Origin of the sequence: Pandoraea sp. ISTKB (assembly GCF_001721285.1) — a bacterium.
Lineage (GTDB): Bacteria > Pseudomonadota > Gammaproteobacteria > Burkholderiales > Burkholderiaceae > Pandoraea > Pandoraea capi.
In genome coordinates, this window is the sequence record NZ_MAOS01000044.1 from 16679 (window position 1) to 35865 (window position 19187).

Annotated in this window: 19 protein-coding genes; 11 read left to right on the top strand and 8 right to left on the bottom strand. The window is 62.2% G+C overall.

Going from position 1 to position 19187, the window contains the following annotated elements; translation table 11 throughout:
* Positions 1 to 144 precede the first annotated feature (144 nt).
* Positions 145 to 1467 carry a hypothetical protein gene (locus tag A9762_RS17355; RefSeq protein ID WP_069343263.1) on the top strand — a complete coding sequence of 441 codons (1323 nt, stop codon included), beginning with the start codon at positions 145 to 147 and terminating at the stop codon, positions 1465 to 1467.
* A gap of 69 nt (positions 1468 to 1536) precedes the next feature.
* On the opposite strand, the gene A9762_RS17360 is transcribed toward A9762_RS17355, so the two are convergent.
* From A9762_RS17360 to A9762_RS17385, 6 genes are all read right to left on the bottom strand, one after another.
* A complete protein-coding gene (locus tag A9762_RS17360; RefSeq protein ID WP_069343264.1) occupies positions 1537 to 2331 on the bottom strand; it encodes a peptidylprolyl isomerase in 795 nt (264 codons plus the stop codon).
* A 62-nt stretch (positions 2332 to 2393) separates the two neighbouring features.
* Complete coding sequence (locus A9762_RS17365) at positions 2394 to 2657, bottom strand: BolA family transcriptional regulator (RefSeq protein WP_069343265.1); 264 nt, start codon at positions 2655 to 2657, stop codon at positions 2394 to 2396.
* 25 nt (positions 2658 to 2682) lie between these two features.
* Positions 2683 to 3216: a septation protein A gene (locus tag A9762_RS17370; RefSeq protein ID WP_069343266.1), complete on the bottom strand. Its 534-nt coding sequence runs from the start codon at positions 3214 to 3216 to the stop codon at positions 2683 to 2685.
* 174 nt (positions 3217 to 3390) lie between these two features.
* A complete protein-coding gene (locus A9762_RS17375) occupies positions 3391 to 3810 on the bottom strand; it encodes a NirD/YgiW/YdeI family stress tolerance protein (protein ID WP_069343267.1) in 420 nt (139 codons plus the stop codon).
* Between the two features lie 164 nt (positions 3811 to 3974).
* Entirely contained in the window at positions 3975 to 4397 is a 423-nt protein-coding gene (msrB, locus tag A9762_RS17380) for a peptide-methionine (R)-S-oxide reductase MsrB (protein WP_069343268.1), read from the bottom strand.
* 145 nt (positions 4398 to 4542) lie between these two features.
* On the bottom strand, positions 4543 to 6072 hold the full coding sequence (locus tag A9762_RS17385) for a YdiU family protein (RefSeq protein ID WP_069343269.1): 1530 nt from the start codon (positions 6070 to 6072) through the stop codon (positions 4543 to 4545).
* A gap of 333 nt (positions 6073 to 6405) precedes the next feature.
* Here A9762_RS17385 and A9762_RS17390 point away from each other — a divergent pair, with 333 nt between their 5' ends.
* From A9762_RS17390 to A9762_RS17435, 10 genes are all read left to right on the top strand, one after another.
* Positions 6406 to 8034, top strand: a complete 1629-nt coding sequence (locus A9762_RS17390) for a 3-(methylthio)propionyl-CoA ligase (RefSeq protein ID WP_069343270.1) — start codon at positions 6406 to 6408, stop codon at positions 8032 to 8034.
* 210 nt (positions 8035 to 8244) lie between these two features.
* Entirely contained in the window at positions 8245 to 9192 is a 948-nt protein-coding gene (locus A9762_RS17395) for a branched-chain amino acid ABC transporter permease (protein ID WP_083254027.1), read from the top strand.
* The gene (locus A9762_RS17400; RefSeq protein WP_069343271.1) at positions 9192 to 10469 is read left to right on the top strand and encodes a branched-chain amino acid ABC transporter permease; all 1278 of its coding nucleotides are present in this window, start codon (positions 9192 to 9194) and stop codon (positions 10467 to 10469) included. The genes A9762_RS17395 and A9762_RS17400 overlap by 1 nt, the downstream gene beginning before the upstream one ends.
* Complete coding sequence (locus A9762_RS17405) at positions 10466 to 11284, top strand: ABC transporter ATP-binding protein (RefSeq protein ID WP_069343272.1); 819 nt, start codon at positions 10466 to 10468, stop codon at positions 11282 to 11284. Before A9762_RS17400 ends, A9762_RS17405 begins: the two co-directional genes overlap by 4 nt.
* Entirely contained in the window at positions 11277 to 11993 is a 717-nt protein-coding gene (locus tag A9762_RS17410) for an ABC transporter ATP-binding protein (protein WP_069343273.1), read from the top strand. Before A9762_RS17405 ends, A9762_RS17410 begins: the two co-directional genes overlap by 8 nt.
* A gap of 90 nt (positions 11994 to 12083) precedes the next feature.
* The gene (locus tag A9762_RS17415) at positions 12084 to 14180 is read left to right on the top strand and encodes a 3-hydroxyacyl-CoA dehydrogenase NAD-binding domain-containing protein (protein WP_069343274.1); all 2097 of its coding nucleotides are present in this window, start codon (positions 12084 to 12086) and stop codon (positions 14178 to 14180) included.
* Positions 14181 to 14225: 45 nt separating this feature from the next.
* Entirely contained in the window at positions 14226 to 14831 is a 606-nt protein-coding gene (pncA, locus tag A9762_RS17420; protein WP_069343275.1) for a bifunctional nicotinamidase/pyrazinamidase, read from the top strand.
* Positions 14832 to 15027: 196 nt separating this feature from the next.
* Positions 15028 to 15468 (top strand): PaaI family thioesterase, encoded by a 441-nt coding sequence (locus A9762_RS17425; RefSeq protein ID WP_069343276.1) that lies wholly within the window; start codon positions 15028 to 15030, stop codon positions 15466 to 15468.
* 42 nt (positions 15469 to 15510) lie between these two features.
* Positions 15511 to 16506: an NADP-dependent oxidoreductase gene (locus A9762_RS17430; protein WP_069343277.1), complete on the top strand. Its 996-nt coding sequence runs from the start codon at positions 15511 to 15513 to the stop codon at positions 16504 to 16506.
* A gap of 135 nt (positions 16507 to 16641) precedes the next feature.
* Positions 16642 to 17385, top strand: coding sequence for a class I SAM-dependent methyltransferase (locus tag A9762_RS17435; protein WP_371443110.1), 744 nt, complete (start codon positions 16642 to 16644; stop codon positions 17383 to 17385).
* Between the two features lie 18 nt (positions 17386 to 17403).
* On the opposite strand, the gene A9762_RS17440 is transcribed toward A9762_RS17435, so the two are convergent.
* Positions 17404 to 18645: a beta-ketoacyl synthase gene (locus A9762_RS17440; protein ID WP_069343278.1), complete on the bottom strand. Its 1242-nt coding sequence runs from the start codon at positions 18643 to 18645 to the stop codon at positions 17404 to 17406.
* A 5-nt stretch (positions 18646 to 18650) separates the two neighbouring features.
* Entirely contained in the window at positions 18651 to 19172 is a 522-nt protein-coding gene (locus A9762_RS17445; protein WP_139133277.1) for a hypothetical protein, read from the bottom strand.
* Positions 19173 to 19187: the final 15 nt, after the last annotated feature.

Genomic DNA, 19187 nt, shown 5'->3' on the forward strand with positions numbered 1-19187 from the left:
GTCGGGACGAGCGTGCCGTCCGAAGTCGCTTCTGCGCCGCAAGTCGCTGCGGACCCCGCGGCAGAGTTGACGGCTTGGTACAACCGTACAGACCAGAATTGTGGGTCGGAAAATCGGCCCGCGTTCCTTTGCGGCGGTCTGATAATGCGGACCACCGACACCAATCCGGCCTTTCTGCCGTGGGACCCGAGTCCGGACAGCCTTAGGCGGGGCGGCATCGCGTTCACGTGGCTGCGTACCGACTTCGGATTCTCGACCATGTGGCAGCACCCGAACGGGTACATCATGTATCCGGGCATGAGTGCGCCCGCAGGCACACGTGAGATGCAGGTGTTGTGTGCTTTTCCGCTTGACGCCGATACGTGGAATCGCCCCACGTTGCAAGGCTGTGGCAGGCTTGTATACGATCCGGGGCAGAGCGACGCGTGTGAAGTGCTCGGTATCACGACTGCGCAACAATGGGTCACTCACTTCCGAAAGGTCAACCGCCGCCCCTACAACATGTGCGGTTGGAATGTGCGTATCGGTCAACAAGGCACGGCAGCCCGTTTCTACCAGATCGTGTTGACCCGCGCGATGTTGGCGCCTACCGATGCCCTGGACTGGAATGAACTCGTTATTGCAACGTGGCCGACGGGCAGTGGCGCAACGTTGCCTATCCACTCGTTCTTCTATCTGCAAAATCGCCCGGGCGGACTGGCCGACGCGCAGAGTGATCAGCAACGCTACTATCAGGCCTACCGGAAATTCGTGCCGATCGTGCGCGTCACCTTGCCCGCTAACACCGGAGCAAAGGCGTCATTCGCTTATCTCCCTGGAGAGCAGGTCGTGCAGCCTGACAACGGGATTGGAAATACGGCGCCGAAAGTGCTCGAAGCGTCGGCCAACAATGGCGCGCGGTTATTGATCTCTGATTTCTACGAACGCGACACCGTCACGGTAGAAGTGCCCGCGTACACCGGCATGGCAGTCGGACAGACGGTCGGGGCGCGATGGAAGGGGCCGTCGTTCACGTACGACACCCCGATCAAAACCGTGTCGTCGGTCGGCAAGATGACGTTCAGCATTCCGCGTATCGAAGTGATCGATGCGATCGGGGCAACCGTGCCCGTCACGTTCAGTGTGAAGCGCGGAAACAATCCTATCGAGAATTCGGCCGCGTTGAACTTGCAGGTCGAAGCGCAATCGCTGGCGTTGCCTGCCCCGACGATCAGTGCGAGTAATACGCAGGTGACGGTGTCGTTTGCCGGCGCAACGAGCGGACATACCGTACAGGTCAGATGGTCGGGAGTCGTCGTGCGCGACACGGAGCGTCAGACCGTCGTGCCGGGACGCGCTAACGTCTTCACGATACCGACCGCGTGGATCCAGGAGAACGCAGGCAGAACGGTTGCCATCAATTACGCTGTCGGGACGACAATGGGCGCACGATTCCAGTTCTCGAAGGTGCTTCGACGGCCGCTATGATCGTGCTGTCGGAAAACGAAAATCCCGCCGGAGGGCGGGATTTTCTTGTCGTACCGATAAGTGCAGGACTTACTGAATCTTGGCCTTCTTTTCCAGACCGTCGATAAAGCCTTGCAGCTTCTCTTCCTGCATCTGCTGCATCAACTGCGGCTTGACGTCGGAGAGCGGCGGGATCTGCGCGTCGCGAACGTCGTCGAGTTCGAGCACGTGATAGCCGAACTGCGTCTTGACCGGCGTTTGCGAGTACTGGCCCTTTTGCAGCTTTTGCAGCGCGTCGGCGAACTCGGGCACATAGGCGTTGGCCGGCGACCAGTCGAGGTCTCCGCCGTTTTGCGCCGAACCCGGATCCTTCGAATATTGCTTGGCCAGATCGGCGAACTTCGCGCCGCCCTTGAGCTTCGCGATGATGTCCTTGGCGGTATCTTCGCTCGGCACCAGAATGTGACGGGCGTGATATTCCTTGTCGCCGAACTGCTTCTTCAACTGGTCGTAACGCGCTTGCAACTCGGTATCGGTGACCGGCGACGTCTTCTGGAAGTCGGCGATCAGTGCGCGGATGAGCACGCCTTGCTCGGCGAGCTTGATCTGCTGCTTGACGGCCGGGTCAGTGGCGAGACCCTTGCTGATGGCGGCCTGCGCGAGCACTTCGCGCTTGACCAGCTCTTCGCGCACCTGTTGTTGCAGTTGCGGCGAGTTCGGCTGACCCTGACGCACCATTTCACGCACCATGGCGTCGGCGCGGGCCACAGGCACCGGCGTGCCGTTCACGACGGCAACGTTCTGGGCGAGGGCAGGGAGGGAGACGGCGGTCAGCGACACGGCGGCGCCGAGCGCCAGTGCCGTGCGGGCGAGTTTCAATGCCATGCTGTTTTTCCTAACGAATGACGAAGGCAAGGTTAATCGACGGGGGACGCGTCGCATGCGAGTTACGCTTCGCCCGGGGCGAGCGCAACGATGGCGAGGGCGTGAATGCCGTTCTGCGTCAAATCGGCCAACGCATCATACACCAGGCGGTGACGCGCAACGCGGTTACGTCCGGTAAACGCCGCAGATACGATGCGCACGTTGTAATGGCCGCCCGAAGCGGCGCCGGCGTGACCGGCGTGCCGCGCACTGTCGTTCTCGAGCGCGAATTCGAGCGGGGAAAGCGCAGCGGTGAGCCGCGCTTCGATTTGCTGTTCCATGGTCATGGCGATAGCTTCCTGACGAACGACGTTACTCGTCCTGCTTGATGTACTTGGCGAGCCACAGGCTCTGCACGACGATGAACACGACCATGAGGCCCATGCCGCCGAAGAGCTTGAAGTCGACCCAGGTGTCGGTGGAGAAGTGGTAAGCGATGACCAGATTCAGCACGCCCATCACGAGGAAGAACAGGGCCCAACTGAAGTTCACGGCGCGCCAGAGGTGTTCGGGCAACGCCATCTGCTTTTCCATCATCGCGCGAATCAGGTTCTTGTTGAACATCAGTTCCGCGACGAACAGCGTGATACCGAAGAGCCAGTACAGCGCCGTCGGCTTCCATTTGATGAACGTTTCGTCGTGCAGCAGCATGGTCGCACCGCCGAACACGACGATGATTGCCAGACTCACCCACTGCATGGGCTCGACCTTGCGGTGACGCAGCCACATCCAGATGACCTGGGCAATCGTCGTGACGATCGCGATGCCGGTGGCGACATAGATGCCGGCGAATTTGAAGGCGACGAAAAACAGGATGACCGGTAACAGGTCGAAGAGAAATTTCATGAAGTCTCGGCTTGGGGGCTTCGGGGTTTCCGTGTTCTCGCTTCCCGGCACGACGCGCCAGGGAGCGAACCCGCATTATATTTCAAAGGCCCGGCCCAGGAATGGGACAAGAACGGGCCAGTGTCCGAAAGCCGGGACGGCGGCGTCGCGCACGCACAAGACGCCGCGAGAGACTTACTCCACGAATTCGATGCGCTTCACATCGATGTCGTTCGGCTTCATACGGTGGGTGTCGACCTCGCCGATGATGCGTATCAGCGTCTTGTCGGTAATTTGACGTCCGGTCGGCAGATACTTGTCGTCGATCTCGACTTCGATCGTGCCGGAGGCGTCCTTGAACGTGTAGTGCTCGTGCTTGAGCTGGTTGACGATGTGGCCTTCGATCACGGCTTCCATGTCTTTCGGGGCCTTGAGCGCCTGTTCGACGGTCACGGCGCGGGGCATGACCGCAGGCACAGCGATAGTGCCACCGGCTGTGCCGCCTGCCTGCGGCACATTGATTTGCGCCTGAGCGGGCAAGCTGAAGGCGGCGCCCCCCGCGATCAGCGAGGCGGCGAGGGCAAGAGTGAGACGGCGATCCGATTTCTTGGACATGACAAGGGCTCCCAATAAAAAGTCAGGTGGACGCAAGCCTAAAGCCAAAAAACGCAAATTTCGGGCGAACGCCGCCAATTTCACGACATTTCACCGCTAGTCAGCGGCGCATGGCCGCATTTTGGAAGCGGACGCCGAAGCGTCCGCTGGTTGATAGCTTACCCTCAGTCCTGCGTCGATTTGTCGGACTTGCCTTCCTTGTCCTCGAAATTCAGCGACGCGGAGTTGATGCAGTAACGCAGGCCGGTCGGTTGAGGGCCGTCTTCAAAGACGTGCCCGAGGTGCGCGTCGCAGTTGTGGCAGCGCACTTCCACACGCACCATGCCATGGCTGTAATCGGTGACTTCGTCGATCTTGGCGCCTTCGACCGGCTTCGAATAGCTCGGCCAGCCGCAGCCGGCATCGAACTTTTCGGTCGACTCGAACAGCGGTTCGCCACAGCAAATGCAGCGGTACGTGCCATCTTTCCAGTGATCCCAGTAACGGCCGGTGAAGGCGCGCTCGGTCGCGGCGTGACGGGTGATCTGATACTCGACGTCATCGAGTTGGGCACGCCATTCGGCGTCGGTCTTTTCCACATTGCTCATGAGAGTCTCCTGAGGGGCGGCGAACCCGGTGGGGCTGCCGCGCGACATATCGGTTCAGCGTGCGTCGAACAGGGCAAAGATGGGGGCGAGGCGGCGATTTGCAATGGACTGCGGCCGCTGCCACCGCGCTTGCCCTATGCGTAGGTCAGGACGAGCAACTGACTTCGAGCTGGCCGGCCCAGTCGGGCGGCAACTCGGCGTAGTGCTCGAATTCCGGTTGCTCGTCATACGGATGCGAGAGCACCTTGAGCAACGTCTCGACCTCGGAGAAGTCCTTTTCGTTGGCCCGCCGGATGGCGACTTCCGCCAGATGGTTGCGCAGGATGTATTTCGGATTGACGAGTCGCATCGCCACGGCGCGCTTTGCGTCCGTGCTGGCTTCATGACGCAGGCGGGCGCGGTAATCCACGGCCCATGCATCGAAGCCCGGACGGTCGATGAACATGTCGCGCAGCGGTGCGTCGGCGTCGGGGTTGTCGATCTGGAGCGTGGCGAGCGTGCGGAACAGGTGTGTGAAGTCCACCCGGCCCTCGTGCATCAGCTTGAACAAACGGTTGATGAGCGTTTCGTCGTCGGCATGCGATTCGCGCAAGCCCAGCTTGGCCCGCATGCGCAGATCGATTTCCTCGGCGAAGCGCGTCTTGAAGACAGGCAACACCGACTGCGCTTGCTCGATGGCGGCTTCCCCCTCGCCGAACAACGGCAGCAGCGATTGCGCGAGGCAGAACAGATTCCAGTAAGCCACATTGGGCTGCGCCTGATACGCATAACGACCCTGCGTATCGGAGTGATTGCAGATGTGGTGGGCGTTAAATCCGTCGAGAAAACCGAACGGGCCGTAATCGATCGTCAGACCGAGCATCGACATGTTGTCGGTATTCATCACGCCGTGACAGAAACCGACGGCTTGCCAATGTGCGACGAGCTCGGCCGTCGCATCGCACACGGCGCTCAGCAGCGCGAGATAAGGGTTGGCCTCCTCGCGGCAGTGCGGGTAGTGATGATCGATGGTGAAGTCGGCGAGCTGACGCAGCGCTTCGTATTGATCGCCGGCCCAGAAATGCTCGAAGTGGCCGAAGCGGATGAAACTCGGCGACAGGCGCGTGACGACGGCGGCCGTCTCGATGGTTTCGCGTCGCACCGGGGCGTCGGAGCCGATGACGCACAGCGCACGCGTGGTCGGCACGCCAAGGTGGAACATCGCTTCGGAGCCGAGGAATTCACGAATGGACGAACGCAGCACAGCGCGTCCGTCGCCCATCCGCGAATACGGGGTAAGGCCACCGCCCTTGAGCTGGATTTCCCAGCGCCCGCCGGGGCCATCCGACTCGCCGAGCAGCAGCGCACGACCGTCGCCCAGTTGACCTGCCCAAACGCCGAACTGATGACCGGAATACACGCTGGCAAGCGGGTCACCCCCGACCAGCGGCGCGTTGCCCGCGAAAGTGGCGAGAAACTCCGGATCCCGCGCCGCCTCGGGCGACCAGCCGAGCAGACGGGCCGCATCCGCGGAAAATCCCACGAGATACGGCTCGGGCAAGGGTTGCGGTGGCAGACGCGTGTAGAAGGTGGGCCCGAGCGTCGCGAAACGGTTCGTCAAAGATAGCGGTCCGAACGGCTTGAGCGATGCGGATACGGCGGTGGGAACAGGGGCGGGGCGGTCGGTGGCCGGCATTGGGGACGTTCCTGATGGTGAACAAACATTCTACTTGAGGTGTCCGTCGCGTGCTGCCGGGTTGCATACACTTGCGGAGCGTGACGTGTGTTGCGCCGCACAAGCGATGAGCGTTGACCCGCCGGGCCGGGCCGTCAAGAATGATTCACGTCGATGTGCGCAAGTGCACGCGTCGTGCGCTCCCGCTCATCGGCCCGCATGGCAATGCGCCGCCTGTTCATCGGGCGATGCTCACGCGTTCCCGACGCTTTCGACGTTCACAGTGTTACCGACCGCCGTTCCAGACGTATCCCCGTAATTCCGGTTATTCCGACTTTTCTGGAGATTCGACGTATGGCAACACCGCTCCTCGGCCAGATGATGGCCGCGCCGCTCCTGATTTCCTCGCTGCTCACCCATGCCGCACGTCACCACGGCGACACCGAGATCGTGTCGCGACGTGTCGAAGGCGACATTCATCGCTATACCTGGCGCGACGCCGAGCAGCGCGCGCGCAAGCTTGCCCAGGCGTTGCGGCGTCTGGGCGTGGGCGACGGCGAGCGCGTGGGTACGCTGGCATGGAACGGATATCGTCACCTCGAACTGTATTACGCCGTATCGGGCATGGGCAGCGTGGTGCATACCGTCAATCCCCGGCTGTTTCCCGAGCAGATCGCCTACATCGTCAACCACGCGGAAGATCGTTACGTCGCCTTCGACATCAACTTCCTGCCACTCGTGGAGACCATCGCCGCGCAATGCCCCGGGGTGCAGGGCTGGATCGCGATGACCGATCGTGAACATTTGCCGGCGTCGAACCTGTCGTTGCTTTGCTATGAGGATCTCGTGGCCGCAGAAGACGGGAATTTCGAGTGGCCGTCGATGGACGAGAACACCGCGTCAGGCCTTTGCTACACCTCCGGCACCACGGGCAATCCGAAGGGCGTGCTCTACAGCCATCGCTCTACGGTGTTGCATGCGTTCGGTGCGTCGTTGCCCGACGCCATGAGCATGTCCGCGCGCGACGCCGTGCTGCCCGTCGTGCCGATGTTCCACGTGAACGCCTGGGGGCTGCCGTATTCCAGCGCGCTGACCGGCGCGAAGCTCGTCTTCCCGGGCAAAGACCTAGACGGCAAATCGCTCTATGAACTCTTCGAGGCGGAAGGGGTGACGTTTTCGGCCGGGGTGCCGACCGTCTGGCTCGGATTGCTGACCTATGTGAAGTCGATCGGCGGGCGTTTCTCCACGCTGGAACGCACGGTGATCGGGGGATCGGCGTGCCCGCCGGCCATGCTGCAATCGTTCGAAAAGGATTACGGGGTGCGTGTCATCCACGCGTGGGGCATGAGCGAGATGTCGCCGCTCGGCACGCTGTGCCACCTGCGCAAGCACCATCGTGACCTGCCCGAGTCGGCGCAGCAGCACATCCTCGAGAAACAGGGGACCGCGATCTATGGCGTCGATCTGAAGATCGTCGGCCCGGACGGCGAAGCGTTGCCTTGGGACGGCAAGGCATTCGGCGACCTCTACGCACGCGGCCCATGGGTGTTGGATCGCTACTTCGGCACAGAAACTTCGCCATTGGTGGACGGTTGGTTTCCGACCGGCGACGTGGCGACGATCGATCCCGAGGGTTATGTGCAGATCACCGATCGCAGCAAGGACGTCATCAAATCGGGGGGCGAGTGGATCAGTTCCATCGACGTCGAGAACGTCGCCATGGCGCACCCGGACATTCACGAGGCGGCCTGCATCGCCATTCACCATCCGAAGTGGGAGGAGCGGCCGCTGCTGGTCGTCGTGCGCAAGCCTGGCGCGACGCTGACACGGGAGGATGTGCTGGCGTTCTATCAGGGGCGGGTCGTGAAGTGGTGGATTCCGGACGATGTCGTGTTCGTCGACGAGATTCCCCATACCGCCACCGGCAAGATGCTCAAACTCAAGCTGCGGGAGAAGTTCCGCGACTACGCGCCGACACCGTGATGTTTCTGTGATGTTGGGCGGCGTGCTCCGGAATCGGTTCGGAAATCTCCGAGCCGAGGGTCGGACCCCGCCGCAAATGCCCTGTTGACGCCGGTTTTCGAGCGATTCCGAGCGATTTCGGCCGTACGTCCCCTCTATAATGTCAGCCTGAATTTCCCCCGATGCGGCGCTCCGCGCCTTGTCTTTCATTGGCTTTCCGAAGGAGACGCAGTGCATCTTCTGAGTGCCACCGCTGGCCTCGTGCTTGTGAACGGTGTGAGCTATGGCTTGCTGCTGTTCATGCTGTCGAGCGGACTCACGCTCATCTTCAGCATGCTGGGCGTGCTGAATTTTGCGCACGCCAGCTTCTACATGCTTGGGGCCTACTTCGCTTACGCACTGTCGACGGCGATCGGCTTCTGGCCTGCGCTGATCGTGGCGCCCCTGATCGTCGGCGTTGCCGGCGCGCTGTTCGAGCGTGGCGTATTGCGGCGCTTGCGTGCGCGTGGCGCGCTGGCGGAACTGCTGGCCACGTTCGGACTGGCATACATCGTGGTGGAGCTCGTGCAGCTCGCTTGGGGCCGTGGGCCGGTCGATTACGCGGTGCCTACGGTCTTCGAGGGGGTGTTGGTTCACGTCGCGGGAATTGCCGTGCCGGCCTACCGGTTATTCCTGATGGGGCTGGCATGTGCGATCGCGTTGCTGGTCTGGGTGGCGTTTCGGGCGACGCGCGCCGGATTGGTGCTGCAAGCCGCGCTTTCACAGCCGGCGATGACGCAGGCGCTCGGGTATGACGTGCCCTCCCTGTACACCGCCGTGTTCGCCTGTGGGGCCGCGCTGGCGGCGCTCGCCGGGGCGGCGGGCGGCAACGTGCTGGTGACGGAACCCGGCATGGCGGCTACGGTCGGCAGCGTAGTGTTCGTGGTGGTGGTGGTCGGCGGTCTGGGTTCGTTGGGGGGCGCGTTCGCGGCCTCCTTGCTGATCGGACTGCTGCAAACGTGGGCCGTCACGAGCGATGCCACACTCGATCCCTCGTGGCTGCAAGGCGCGCTCGGCGATGCGCTCGCGCCTGTACTCCATCTGAGCGTTGCCCAACTGGCGCCCGCCGTCCCCTATCTGTTGATGGTCGCGGTGTTGTTATGGCGACCGCGCGGTCTCTTTGGCGTGAGGGAGGGGTGATGGACGACATGATCGTCGGCACGCCGCACGTCCTCGCGGTGTCATGGCGGCGCCGTACGGTGGTGTGGGGCGCCTTTGCCGTCATCCTCGGTGTGGCTCCCTGGTGCTTTCCGTCTGATGCCGCGCTCACGCTGCTGACCCAGATGGGGACGGCGGCCATCCTCGCGCTGTCGTTCAATCTGTTGCTTGGCTCCACGGGCTTGCTGAGCTTCTGCCATGCGACCTACGCCGGGATCGGGGCCTATGCGGGCGTGTGGTGCATGAATCGCATCGGCGCGCAGGGGCTGCCGGTGTCGTTGGCGCTCGTGCCGTTCGCGGGTGGTCTGGCCGGTGGCGTGGCGGGCGCGACGTTGGGCTATGTCACGACACGTCGGGCGGGCATGACGTTTGCCATGATTACGCTTGGGGTGGCCGAACTGGTCTGGGTGATGGCGGCCATGTTGCCCGAATGGTTCGGTGGCGAGCGCGGCATTCCGACCGATCGCACGCTTGGCGCGCCTTGGTTGGGCATGACGTTCGCGACGCAGCGAGAGGTCTACGGCCTCGTCGCAGTGTGGCTGCTCGTCTGCGCCGCGGCGATGTATGGCGTGACGCGAACGCCGTTGGGATTTCTTGCCCGCGCGGTGCGCGATAACGCCGGACGCGTCGCCTTTCTGGGGCAGTCGCCTGCGGCGGTGCGATACCGCATGCAGATCATTGCGGCGGCGTTTGCCGGCGTCGCGGGTTCGTTGGGCGCACTGAATTTCGAACTGGTGAGTGCGGATACGTTCAGTCTGGAGCGCTCGGGCGTCGTCCTCGTCTTCACGGTGCTGGGTGGCACGGCCTACTTTGCCGGACCGATGCTGGGGGCGGTCGTCGGCGTGTTCGCGACCGTTGTACTCGCGACCATCACGCGCGCATGGCAGCTTTATCTCGGACTCGGTTTTCTCGCCGTGGTGATATTTGCGCCGGGCGGTGTCGCCGGGCTGCTGGCATTGCACTGGCGGGCGTGGCGAGATGGCTTCGTGCGTGCACTCTGGAAGCCTTACGTGCTGTTGTGCGCCGGTCTGGTGCTCACCGTCGCGGGGCTGGTCGCCATCGTTGAAATGACCTACGGCATTCGTCTTGCCGTGGACGGCGCACCTGTGCCGGGCAATCTGGGCCAGCGTCTGGGTTCCGGGGCGTGGGGAGTGGCGATGGTGACGTTGATCGTCGGCATCGCCGTCACGGTGTTTGCTGGCCGCGATTTGCGCGGCAAGGCGGCCATTGCCGGTTTCCTCGCGGAGGAACGCCAATGAGCGCGGCATCGTTGGAAAACGGTCTGTCTGCACAAGCCCTGAGCGTGCGTGGCGTGCGCAAGTCGTTCGGGCGCACGCAGGTGCTGACCGGCGTCGATCTTACGCTTGCGCCAGGTGAGCGGCTGGCGATCATCGGACCAAACGGTGCGGGAAAAAGTACCTTGTTCGATGTGATCACCGGAAGAACGCGGCCGGACAGTGGGCGCGTGCTGATGCGTGAGCGCGATGTCACCGGGCGTGCGCCGCACGTGATCAGTCGGCTGGGGTTGTCTCGCAGTTTTCAGACGTCGCAACTGTTCGGGCAAATGAGCGTCATCGATCATCTGCGTTGCGCGGGACTGTGGCCGAGTGGGCATCGCTATACGTTCTGGCGCCGTATGCGCGGACTGAGCGACGTGACTCGTCGCAGCGAGGCGTGGCTGGTGCGTTTGGGGTTGGAAGCACGCCGCGACGTGCCTGCGGGGGCGTTGAGCTACGCCGAACAACGAGTGCTGGAGATCGGCTTGTGCGCGGCGTCGGCGGGCAGTGTGATGCTGCTCGACGAACCCACGGCGGGCATGAGCCAGTCGGAGTCGGCGCGCATGGTCGAACTGATCGCCGAACTCAGCCGGGGACGTTCGCTGCTCATGATCGAGCACGACATGCAGGTCGTCTTTTCGCTTGCCGACAGAATCGCAGTGTTGGCGCGTGGTGCCGTGATCGCGTGCGACACGCCGGCGCGCATTCGCACCCATCCCGACGTTCGCATGGCGTATCTCGGTGAATTTGCGGATCGGTTGGACGGTGCGGGTGCAGGAGGCGAACGCGATGCTTGAACTGATCGACGTCAGAGCGGGCTACGGTGGCAGCCGTGTCTTGCACGGCGTGACGATGCGGGTTGCGCCGGGTGAGATCGTCGCCGTGCTCGGCCGCAACGGCGCGGGCCGATCAACGCTCGCGCGCGCCATCATGGGGCAATTACCTCGCGAGGGTGAGATTCGGTGGCGCGGGCAATCGCTGGTCTCGTTGGCATCTCATCAGATCGCCAGGCTGGGCGTGGGCTATGTGCCCGAGACGCGCGATGTCTTCGGCCCACTGACCGTGCTTCAAAACCTTCAACTGGGGTTGGGGGGGGCGAGAGCGAAGCGCCCCTCGACTGACCCTGTGCGGGGTATGACGCTTGCGCAGGCCTTCGAGCGCTTCGAAGAACTGGCGCCGCGTCGCGATGCACCGGCCGCATCGCTATCGGGGGGCGAGCAGCAATTGCTTTCCCTGTGTCGGGCGATGATGGCGGGCCCGGACCTGCTGATCGTGGACGAACCGACCGAGGGACTGGCGCCACGCGTGGTGGCGAGAATCGGCCGCATTCTTACGGATCTGCGCGCGACCGGGGTCGCCATTCTACTTGTCGAGCAAAAGCTCTCACTGGCGCTTAGCTGTGCGCAGCGAGTCGCTGTCATGGGGCGTGGGGCGCTGGTGTTCGAAGGCACGCCGGACGCGCTGGCAGCCGCGCCCGAGATCCGCCGTGAATGGCTCGAGGTGTAGCGCTGCGCTAGAATCGAACGATCGTCTTGCCGCCGCTTCATTTCGCGCGGCGCCCCCAATGACGTCAACAATATAAGGAAAGAGACAAGGATGAGCACGGCTTATGAAGTTCGTGACGGCGTGGCCGTCATCACACTGGAGAATCCCCCGGTCAATGGATTGGGGCACGCCACGCGCGCAGGTATTGCTCAAGGGTTGACGCAGGCGCAGGCGGATTCGCAAGTCCGTGCCGTGGTGCTGATCGGTGGGGGCAAGGCATTCTCCGGCGGGGCCGACATCCGTGAATTCAATACGCCGAAGGCAACCCAAAGCCCGTTGCTCGTCGACGTGATCAATGCGCTCGACGCCTGCACCAAGCCTGTCGTGGCGGCGGTGCATGCCGTCGCCATGGGCGGTGGACTGGAACTGGCACTGGCCTGTCACTACCGGGTGGGATTGCCCGGCGCCCAGATCGCGTTGCCCGAAGTCAAGCTGGGCCTGTTGCCCGGCGCCGGTGGCACACAACGCCTGCCGCGCGCGATCGGTGTCGCGCGGGCGCTGGACATGGTGGTGTCCGGGCGCGTCGTGAAGTCCGAAACGCTGGTCGGCACGCTGTTCGCAAAGATGTTCGAAGGCAGCCACGACGATCTGTTGAAGGGCGCCATCGCCTTTGCCAGCGATGTCGCGTCGAAGGGCGAGGCATTGCCGCGATTGCGCGACGTTGCCATTGGTGATGCCGACGGCTCCGCGCAATTGGCTATCGACGCGGCACGCGAGAAAGTTCAGCGCGAACAGCCGCATTTTCCCGCGCCGCACAAGTGCGTGGCGGCCGTCGAAGCCGCACTGCAACGTCCGTTCGACGAGGGCGTGAAATTCGAACGCGAGTGCTTCGTGGCGTTGGTCAGCTCGCCGGAATCGAAGGCCCTGCGTCACGCGTTTCTGGGTGAGCGTGCCGCTGCCAAGATCGCCGATGTACCGGACGATACGCCGGTGCGCAATATTGAGCGTGTGGCGGTGATCGGTGCGGGAACGATGGGCAGCGGAATTGCCATGACGTTTGCCAATGCCGGGATCCCCGTCACGCTGATCGACACGACCGAAGCGGCCCTCACACGCGGTGTCGAGGCCATGCGTAGCAATTACGGTCGCGCAGTCACCCGGGGCAAGTTGTCGGCAGAGGATGCCGAAAAACGTCTCGCGCGCATTCATGGCAGCACCGATTTCGAAGCGGCAGCGGAAGCCGACCTCATCGTCGAAGCGGTCTTCGAAGACATGAGCGTCAAGCAGGTCGTGTTCCGTGAGTTGAACAAGGTGGCCAAGGACGGCGCCATTCTGGCGTCGAATACGTCGACACTGAATCTCGATGCCCTGGCCGAAACGACGTCGCGCGCGCAGGATGTCATCGGCATGCACTTCTTCAGCCCGGCAAACGTGATGCGTCTGCTGGAAGTCGTGCGCGGCGCGCATACCGGCAAGGACGTGCTGGCTACGGTGATGAAGCTCGCGAAACGCATCGGCAAGCTCGCCGTGGTGGCGCGGGTGTGCGACGGCTTCATCGGCAATCGCATGCTCGAACCGTACTTCAAGCAGTCGCAATGGATGGTGGAGCAAGGGGCGACGCCTGCGCAAGTGGATGCCGCTATCGAGCGTTTCGGTTTCGCGATGGGTCCGTTCCGCACCAGCGACCTGGCGGGCAACGATGTCAGTTGGGCGATTCGCAAGCGCCGTCATGCGGAACACCCCGGCATTGTGTATCCCAAGATTGCTGACGTGCTGTGCGAGGCGGGGCGTTTCGGACAGAAGACGCATGCTGGCTGGTACGACTACGCCGAGGGTGACCGCACGCCGAGGGAGTCGGCCAAGGTCGCCCAGATAATCGACGAGTACCGGAAAGCGAACGGCATCGTGCCTCAGGTGTTTTCCGACGAAGAAATCGTCGACCGACTGGTTTATGCACTGGTCAACGAAGGCGCAAGAGTGCTCGCCGATGGGACTGCCGCTCGCGCGTCGGACATCGACATGGTGTATCTGAACGGCTATGGCTTCCCGCTGTGGCGCGGTGGCCCGATGCTCTATGCGGATATGGTCGGTCTCGACACGGTGCTGGCGCGCGTTCAGGCGTTCGAGAAAGCGGCGCATGGCGAGGATTGGACGCCGGCGGCTCGCCTCGTCGAATTGGCGCAGGCCGGCAAGTGTTTTAACGGCTGATGCGACAAGCCACACGACCGGCATGATGAAGGAAGAGGGAACGACATGAAACCGATGGACGACGTGTTGCTCGTGATCGACGTGCAGAACGACTTTATGCCCGGTGGTGCGCTGGCCGTGCCACATGGCGATGAGGTGGTGCCGGCGATCAATGCGTTGGCGAGCCAGTTCGCTCATGTGGTGGTGACGCAGGACTGGCACCCGGCGGCCCACGTGTCGTTCGCCGACAATCATCCGGGGCGTCAGCCATTTGAGACCGTTGCGCTGCCATATGGCGAGCAGGTGTTGTGGCCCGCCCATTGTGTCCAGAATACCCACGGTGCGGCACTGCACGCGGATTTGCACATCCCGCACGCACAGGCGTTGATACGCAAGGGCTATCAGGTCGACGTCGACAGCTATTCGGCGTTTCTCGAGTCAGACCGCAAGACGCCGACGGGACTCGCCGGCTATCTTCGCGACAAGGGCGTGCGGCGTGTGCACTGCGTGGGTCTTGCGACGGATTTCTGCGTCGCGTGGAGTGCGCTCGATGCGAAGGCGGCGGGTTTCGACGTGAGTGTCATCGAACACGCGTGCCGGGCCATCGACCTTGACGGCTCGCTGGCGAAGGCATGGGCGTCGCTAACGGCGGCAGGTGTCTCGCGTGATTAGTGCGTGATGGGGGCGTGACAGGTCGCGTGAGTCATTGCGTGAAGCATTGCGAGAATCAGTCGACGGCATCCCGGATTCAAGTAACCGATTCAATTACCGATGGAAAAGGGCGCAGTGCATTGGGCGGTGCGCCGACAGATGAAGACATGACGATGGACACGTTTTACCGTTTTGGCCCAGGTGGCAGGAGTCCCCGATGAGTACGCTCTCCATTCGCTCGGGATTTACCGATCATCTGGGTATCGAGTTGCTGCGCGCAGAAGACGGCGAGTCGGCATTGCGGCTGGCACTCTCGGCCAGGCATCTCAATAGCTGGGAAGTCATGCACGGCGGTGTCACGATGGCGCTGCTCGACATGGCAATGAGTACGGCCAGCCGTAGCGTTGCCCCTGAGGGCACCGGCGTGGTCACGATCGAGATGAAGACGAGTTTCATGCAACCTGGGTCGGGCGAGATGCAGGCGTTCGGACGCCTGCTGCACCGTTCGACGACGATGGCTTATTGCGAGGGCGAGGTGCGCGACGCCAACGGCAAGCTCGTCGCCAAAGCGATGGGGACGTTCAAGTATCTGCGTCGTCTTGCCGTCGGACGCGAAGTGCGCGAGCAACGACGTCCCGGTGAGCCGAGCGGGGACTGAGGCCCCGCGTCCCGCAAACGCGATTCCTACGGAGGAAGCTTTATGACGATCAATCGCCAGATTTTGCTGGTCTCTCGCCCGAAAGGCGAGGCGACGCTCGACAACTTCCATCTGGCTGCCCCTGAGCTGCCGGAGCTTGGCGAGGGGCAGGTGCTGGTTCGGAATTTCTACCTGTCGCTCGACCCCTACATGCGCGGGCGCATGAACGATACGAAGTCGTATGCACCGCCCCAGCCGCTGGACACGGTGATGATCGGCGCCACCGTCGGTGAAGTGATCGAGTCGCGTCACCCCGACTGGCAGCCGGGCGACGCCGTAACGGCGATGTTCGGCTGGCAGGAGTACGGAATTTCGGATGGCAGCAACCTGCGCCGTCTTCACGATGCGCGCGTGCCCATGAGCGCGTATCTTGGCGCGGCGGGCATGCCGGGCGTCACGGCGTGGTACGGCCTGAACCGAATCATTGGCCCCAAAGCGGGCGAGACGATTGCGGTCAGTGCTGCGTCGGGGGCCGTGGGCAGTGTGGTCGGCCAACTCGCAAAGCGTGCCGGCTGCCGTGTCGTGGGCATCGCTGGCGGCGAACAGAAATGCGCGTACGTCGTCGAGACGCTGGGCTTCGATGCGTGTGTCGACTACAAGGCAGGCAACGTGTACGACGCCCTGCGTAGTGCGGCGCCGGATGGCATCGACGGTTACTTCGAGAATGTTGGCGGCGAAGTGTTCGATGCGGTGATGCGCAATCTGAACGCACATTCCCGCGTGGCGCTATGCGGCATGATCGCGGGCTATAACGGCGAACCCATTCCGTTGAAATACCCGTCGATCTTCCTGACCCAGCGGGTGAAGCTCGAAGGGTTCATCGTGACCGAGCATATGGACGTCTGGCCGCAAGCGTTGAAGGAACTGACCGATGCCATAGCGGCCGGCGAGTTGCGCTATCGCGAGACGATGACGCAGGGCATCGAAAGCGCGCCATCCGCATTCCTCGGTTTGCTCAAGGGCGAGAACTTCGGCAAGCAGGTCGTGCGGCTGGTTTGATCACGGATTTTTCCCCAAGATTGGTTTGTACCCCTGAATTTAAGGGGTATTGTGTCTTAGGTACTTTGCATGGGGGGAAGCCGTTGGCACAATACCCTGATGTTCATCAGACAAGCCGCCTGAACGGCATTTGCTATTGTGACCATTGTTGCTGATCCATCTCCCGAATCCCCGGCGAAGGCCTATGTTCCGGAGACCCGCTTCGGGAATTGGTTTTTGAAAACGTACACCTGGCGTCACCATGTGCTACGTGTTGCCATTGAAGACCTGTTGCGACTCTCGTGCGGGATGGTGCCGTCGTCCCCCGTCATTCTTGATGCCGGTTGCGGTCATGGTCAATCGCTCCCACTACTCGCGCGCTACTTATCCCCGTCGCGGTTGATCGGTTTCGATTGCTTTATTCCAGGGTTAGCCGACGCGGAAAAACATGCGCGCGCAACCGGGACTTGCGTCGAGTTAAGGGTAGGGGATTGTTCTGAGATTCCGATGTCCGACGCGAGTTGCGACATTGTCTTCTGCCACCAGACGTTTCACCATCTGGTGTATCAGGAAGCGGCTTTGGCCGAGTTTTATCGTGTGCTAAAACCGGGTGGCCTACTGCTTTTTGCGGAATCCACGGAAGCTTATATTCGGTCGTGGGTTATCCGATTGTTGTTCCGTCATCCAATGCATGTTCAGCGAAGTGCTGCGGGATATCTGGACATGATTCGCGCTGCGGGTTTCACATTCGCTTCCGAGAATGTGTCTTATCCATACTTGTGGTGGAGTCGCGCGAAGGACTTCGGACTCCTTGAGCGTTTGAAGTTGCAACACCGGCCCGTTTTTGGCGAGCGCGAAGAAACACTGGTGAATGTCGTCGCGAGGAAGCCCCTTGTCTGAGCGCGGGGCCGTGGCGAGTCAGACGCGAGCCAACGTTAGCGCGCCGTAGGTGCCTCCAAATCCGAATGTGTTGATCAAGGCACTGTCCACGTTGGTGTCTTTCGTTTCGATGCAGATGGGAAAGTGGGTGGTTTCGGGGGGCAGTCGATCGATATTTGCGGTGCCGGGAAGAAAGTTGTCATGAATGGCCCAGAGGGCACAGGCAATCTGCATGGCGCCCGCGGCTGCAATCGTGTGCCCCGTGAGCGCCTTGATTGACGTAATAGGAGGAATCTCGGACGGTGTGCCGAATGCGGCCGCCAATGCCCTCAATTCGGCCATATCGCCTTCGATGGAGCCATTTGCGTGAGCGCTGATGAACGACGGCGGCGTGGTGAGGTCTGCGCATGCGGCGCGAACCACATTTGACATAGTCGTTTCATCGATGGCGAGGGGGCTGGAAGCACACGTTGCGGCGCCGACGCCGGTGATCTCGGCGAGCAGGGGGGCGCCCCGAGCTACGGCGTGGTCGAGGGTTTCAAGTACAAGAATACCTGCGCCGCCGCCGAGTACAAATCCATCGCGATCTGCGTCGAAAGGACGCGAAGCCTGCGTCGGGGTCGCGTTGTGAGCCCGCGACAACACGCCCATGGCGTCGAAGCACATTGCGGCACCCCATGGGGCTTCTTCGCTACCTCCCGCCAGCACGACATCCTGACGGCCAAGACGGAGTAGGTCGACGGCATGCGCGATGCAGTGAATCGACGTCGAACAGGCTGATGAAATTGCGTAGCCGACGCCCCGGAGGTCGAGCAACGCGGAAATCGACGCTTGCGCAGTGCTCGACATGGCTCTGGGAACGACATACGGTAAGACACGCGACGCGCCACCTTCACGAGCTGTGTGCAGGGCCTCTTCAAAATCCTTCATCGCGCCGGTCCCCGAGCCGACGACAACGCCACATCGGCCGTTCGCCAGTGTTTTGCTATCGAGTCCGGCATTTTCGACGGCGCTCAGGGCAGCGTGGCACGCGTAACGCGCCGTATCCCCCATGAAACGTCGCAGCTTGCGGGGGAGAGCGGCTTCATTCAGCGACTCCGGGTGGGGACGCCCTGTAACGGTTGTGCGCAAGCCATGAGCGACGTAATCCGGCGCCTCATGGACTCCGCTTGTCCGACTGCGAAGTGCGTCAATGACAGACTTGCGAAAATGTCCTATGGAGGACACCATCCCAATGCCTGTGATCACCACTCGGTGCAAACTGTCGGTGCGATGAAGCATGGGTATCAGAGGCGGCGCAATTCGAGGTTGATATCGCGAATGAGCGTATCGACCCAGCGGTTGTAGTTCGGATGGATCATCGGCGTGTTGGCGGGCAGGGCCGAATTAAAGTCATCGCGGCGCGTTGGTGCGGAATTCGTACCAGAGAGTTGATACTCAAGGTTCGTGCTGTCGCGATATGTCACCGAGTACATGGTTTCGCTGTACTTGATCATCACTGACGCATAATGTTTGTTGCGTACGTTGATGGATGCTACTAACTCACCGGGTTGAACTTCGCTGACGGTCCAGTCATGAGCGGCCGCGCCTCGGGTGATTGCACCGCGAACATCGTCCAGCGAAAGCGATTTTCCGCTGCCCGAGATGATCGAAATGCTGTCATGCGGCACGATCGGTACGGCCGGGCGTGCTGCCTGGGCAGTCGTTGTGAAAATGGCCGTGGCCGCGAGCGCAAGTGAGGCGACGAGCATGCGTCGACGAGTCTGCATATTTTCTCCGTTTTCAGGTTTGTGATGGGTGACAGTCATCGGGATGGTGCGGTG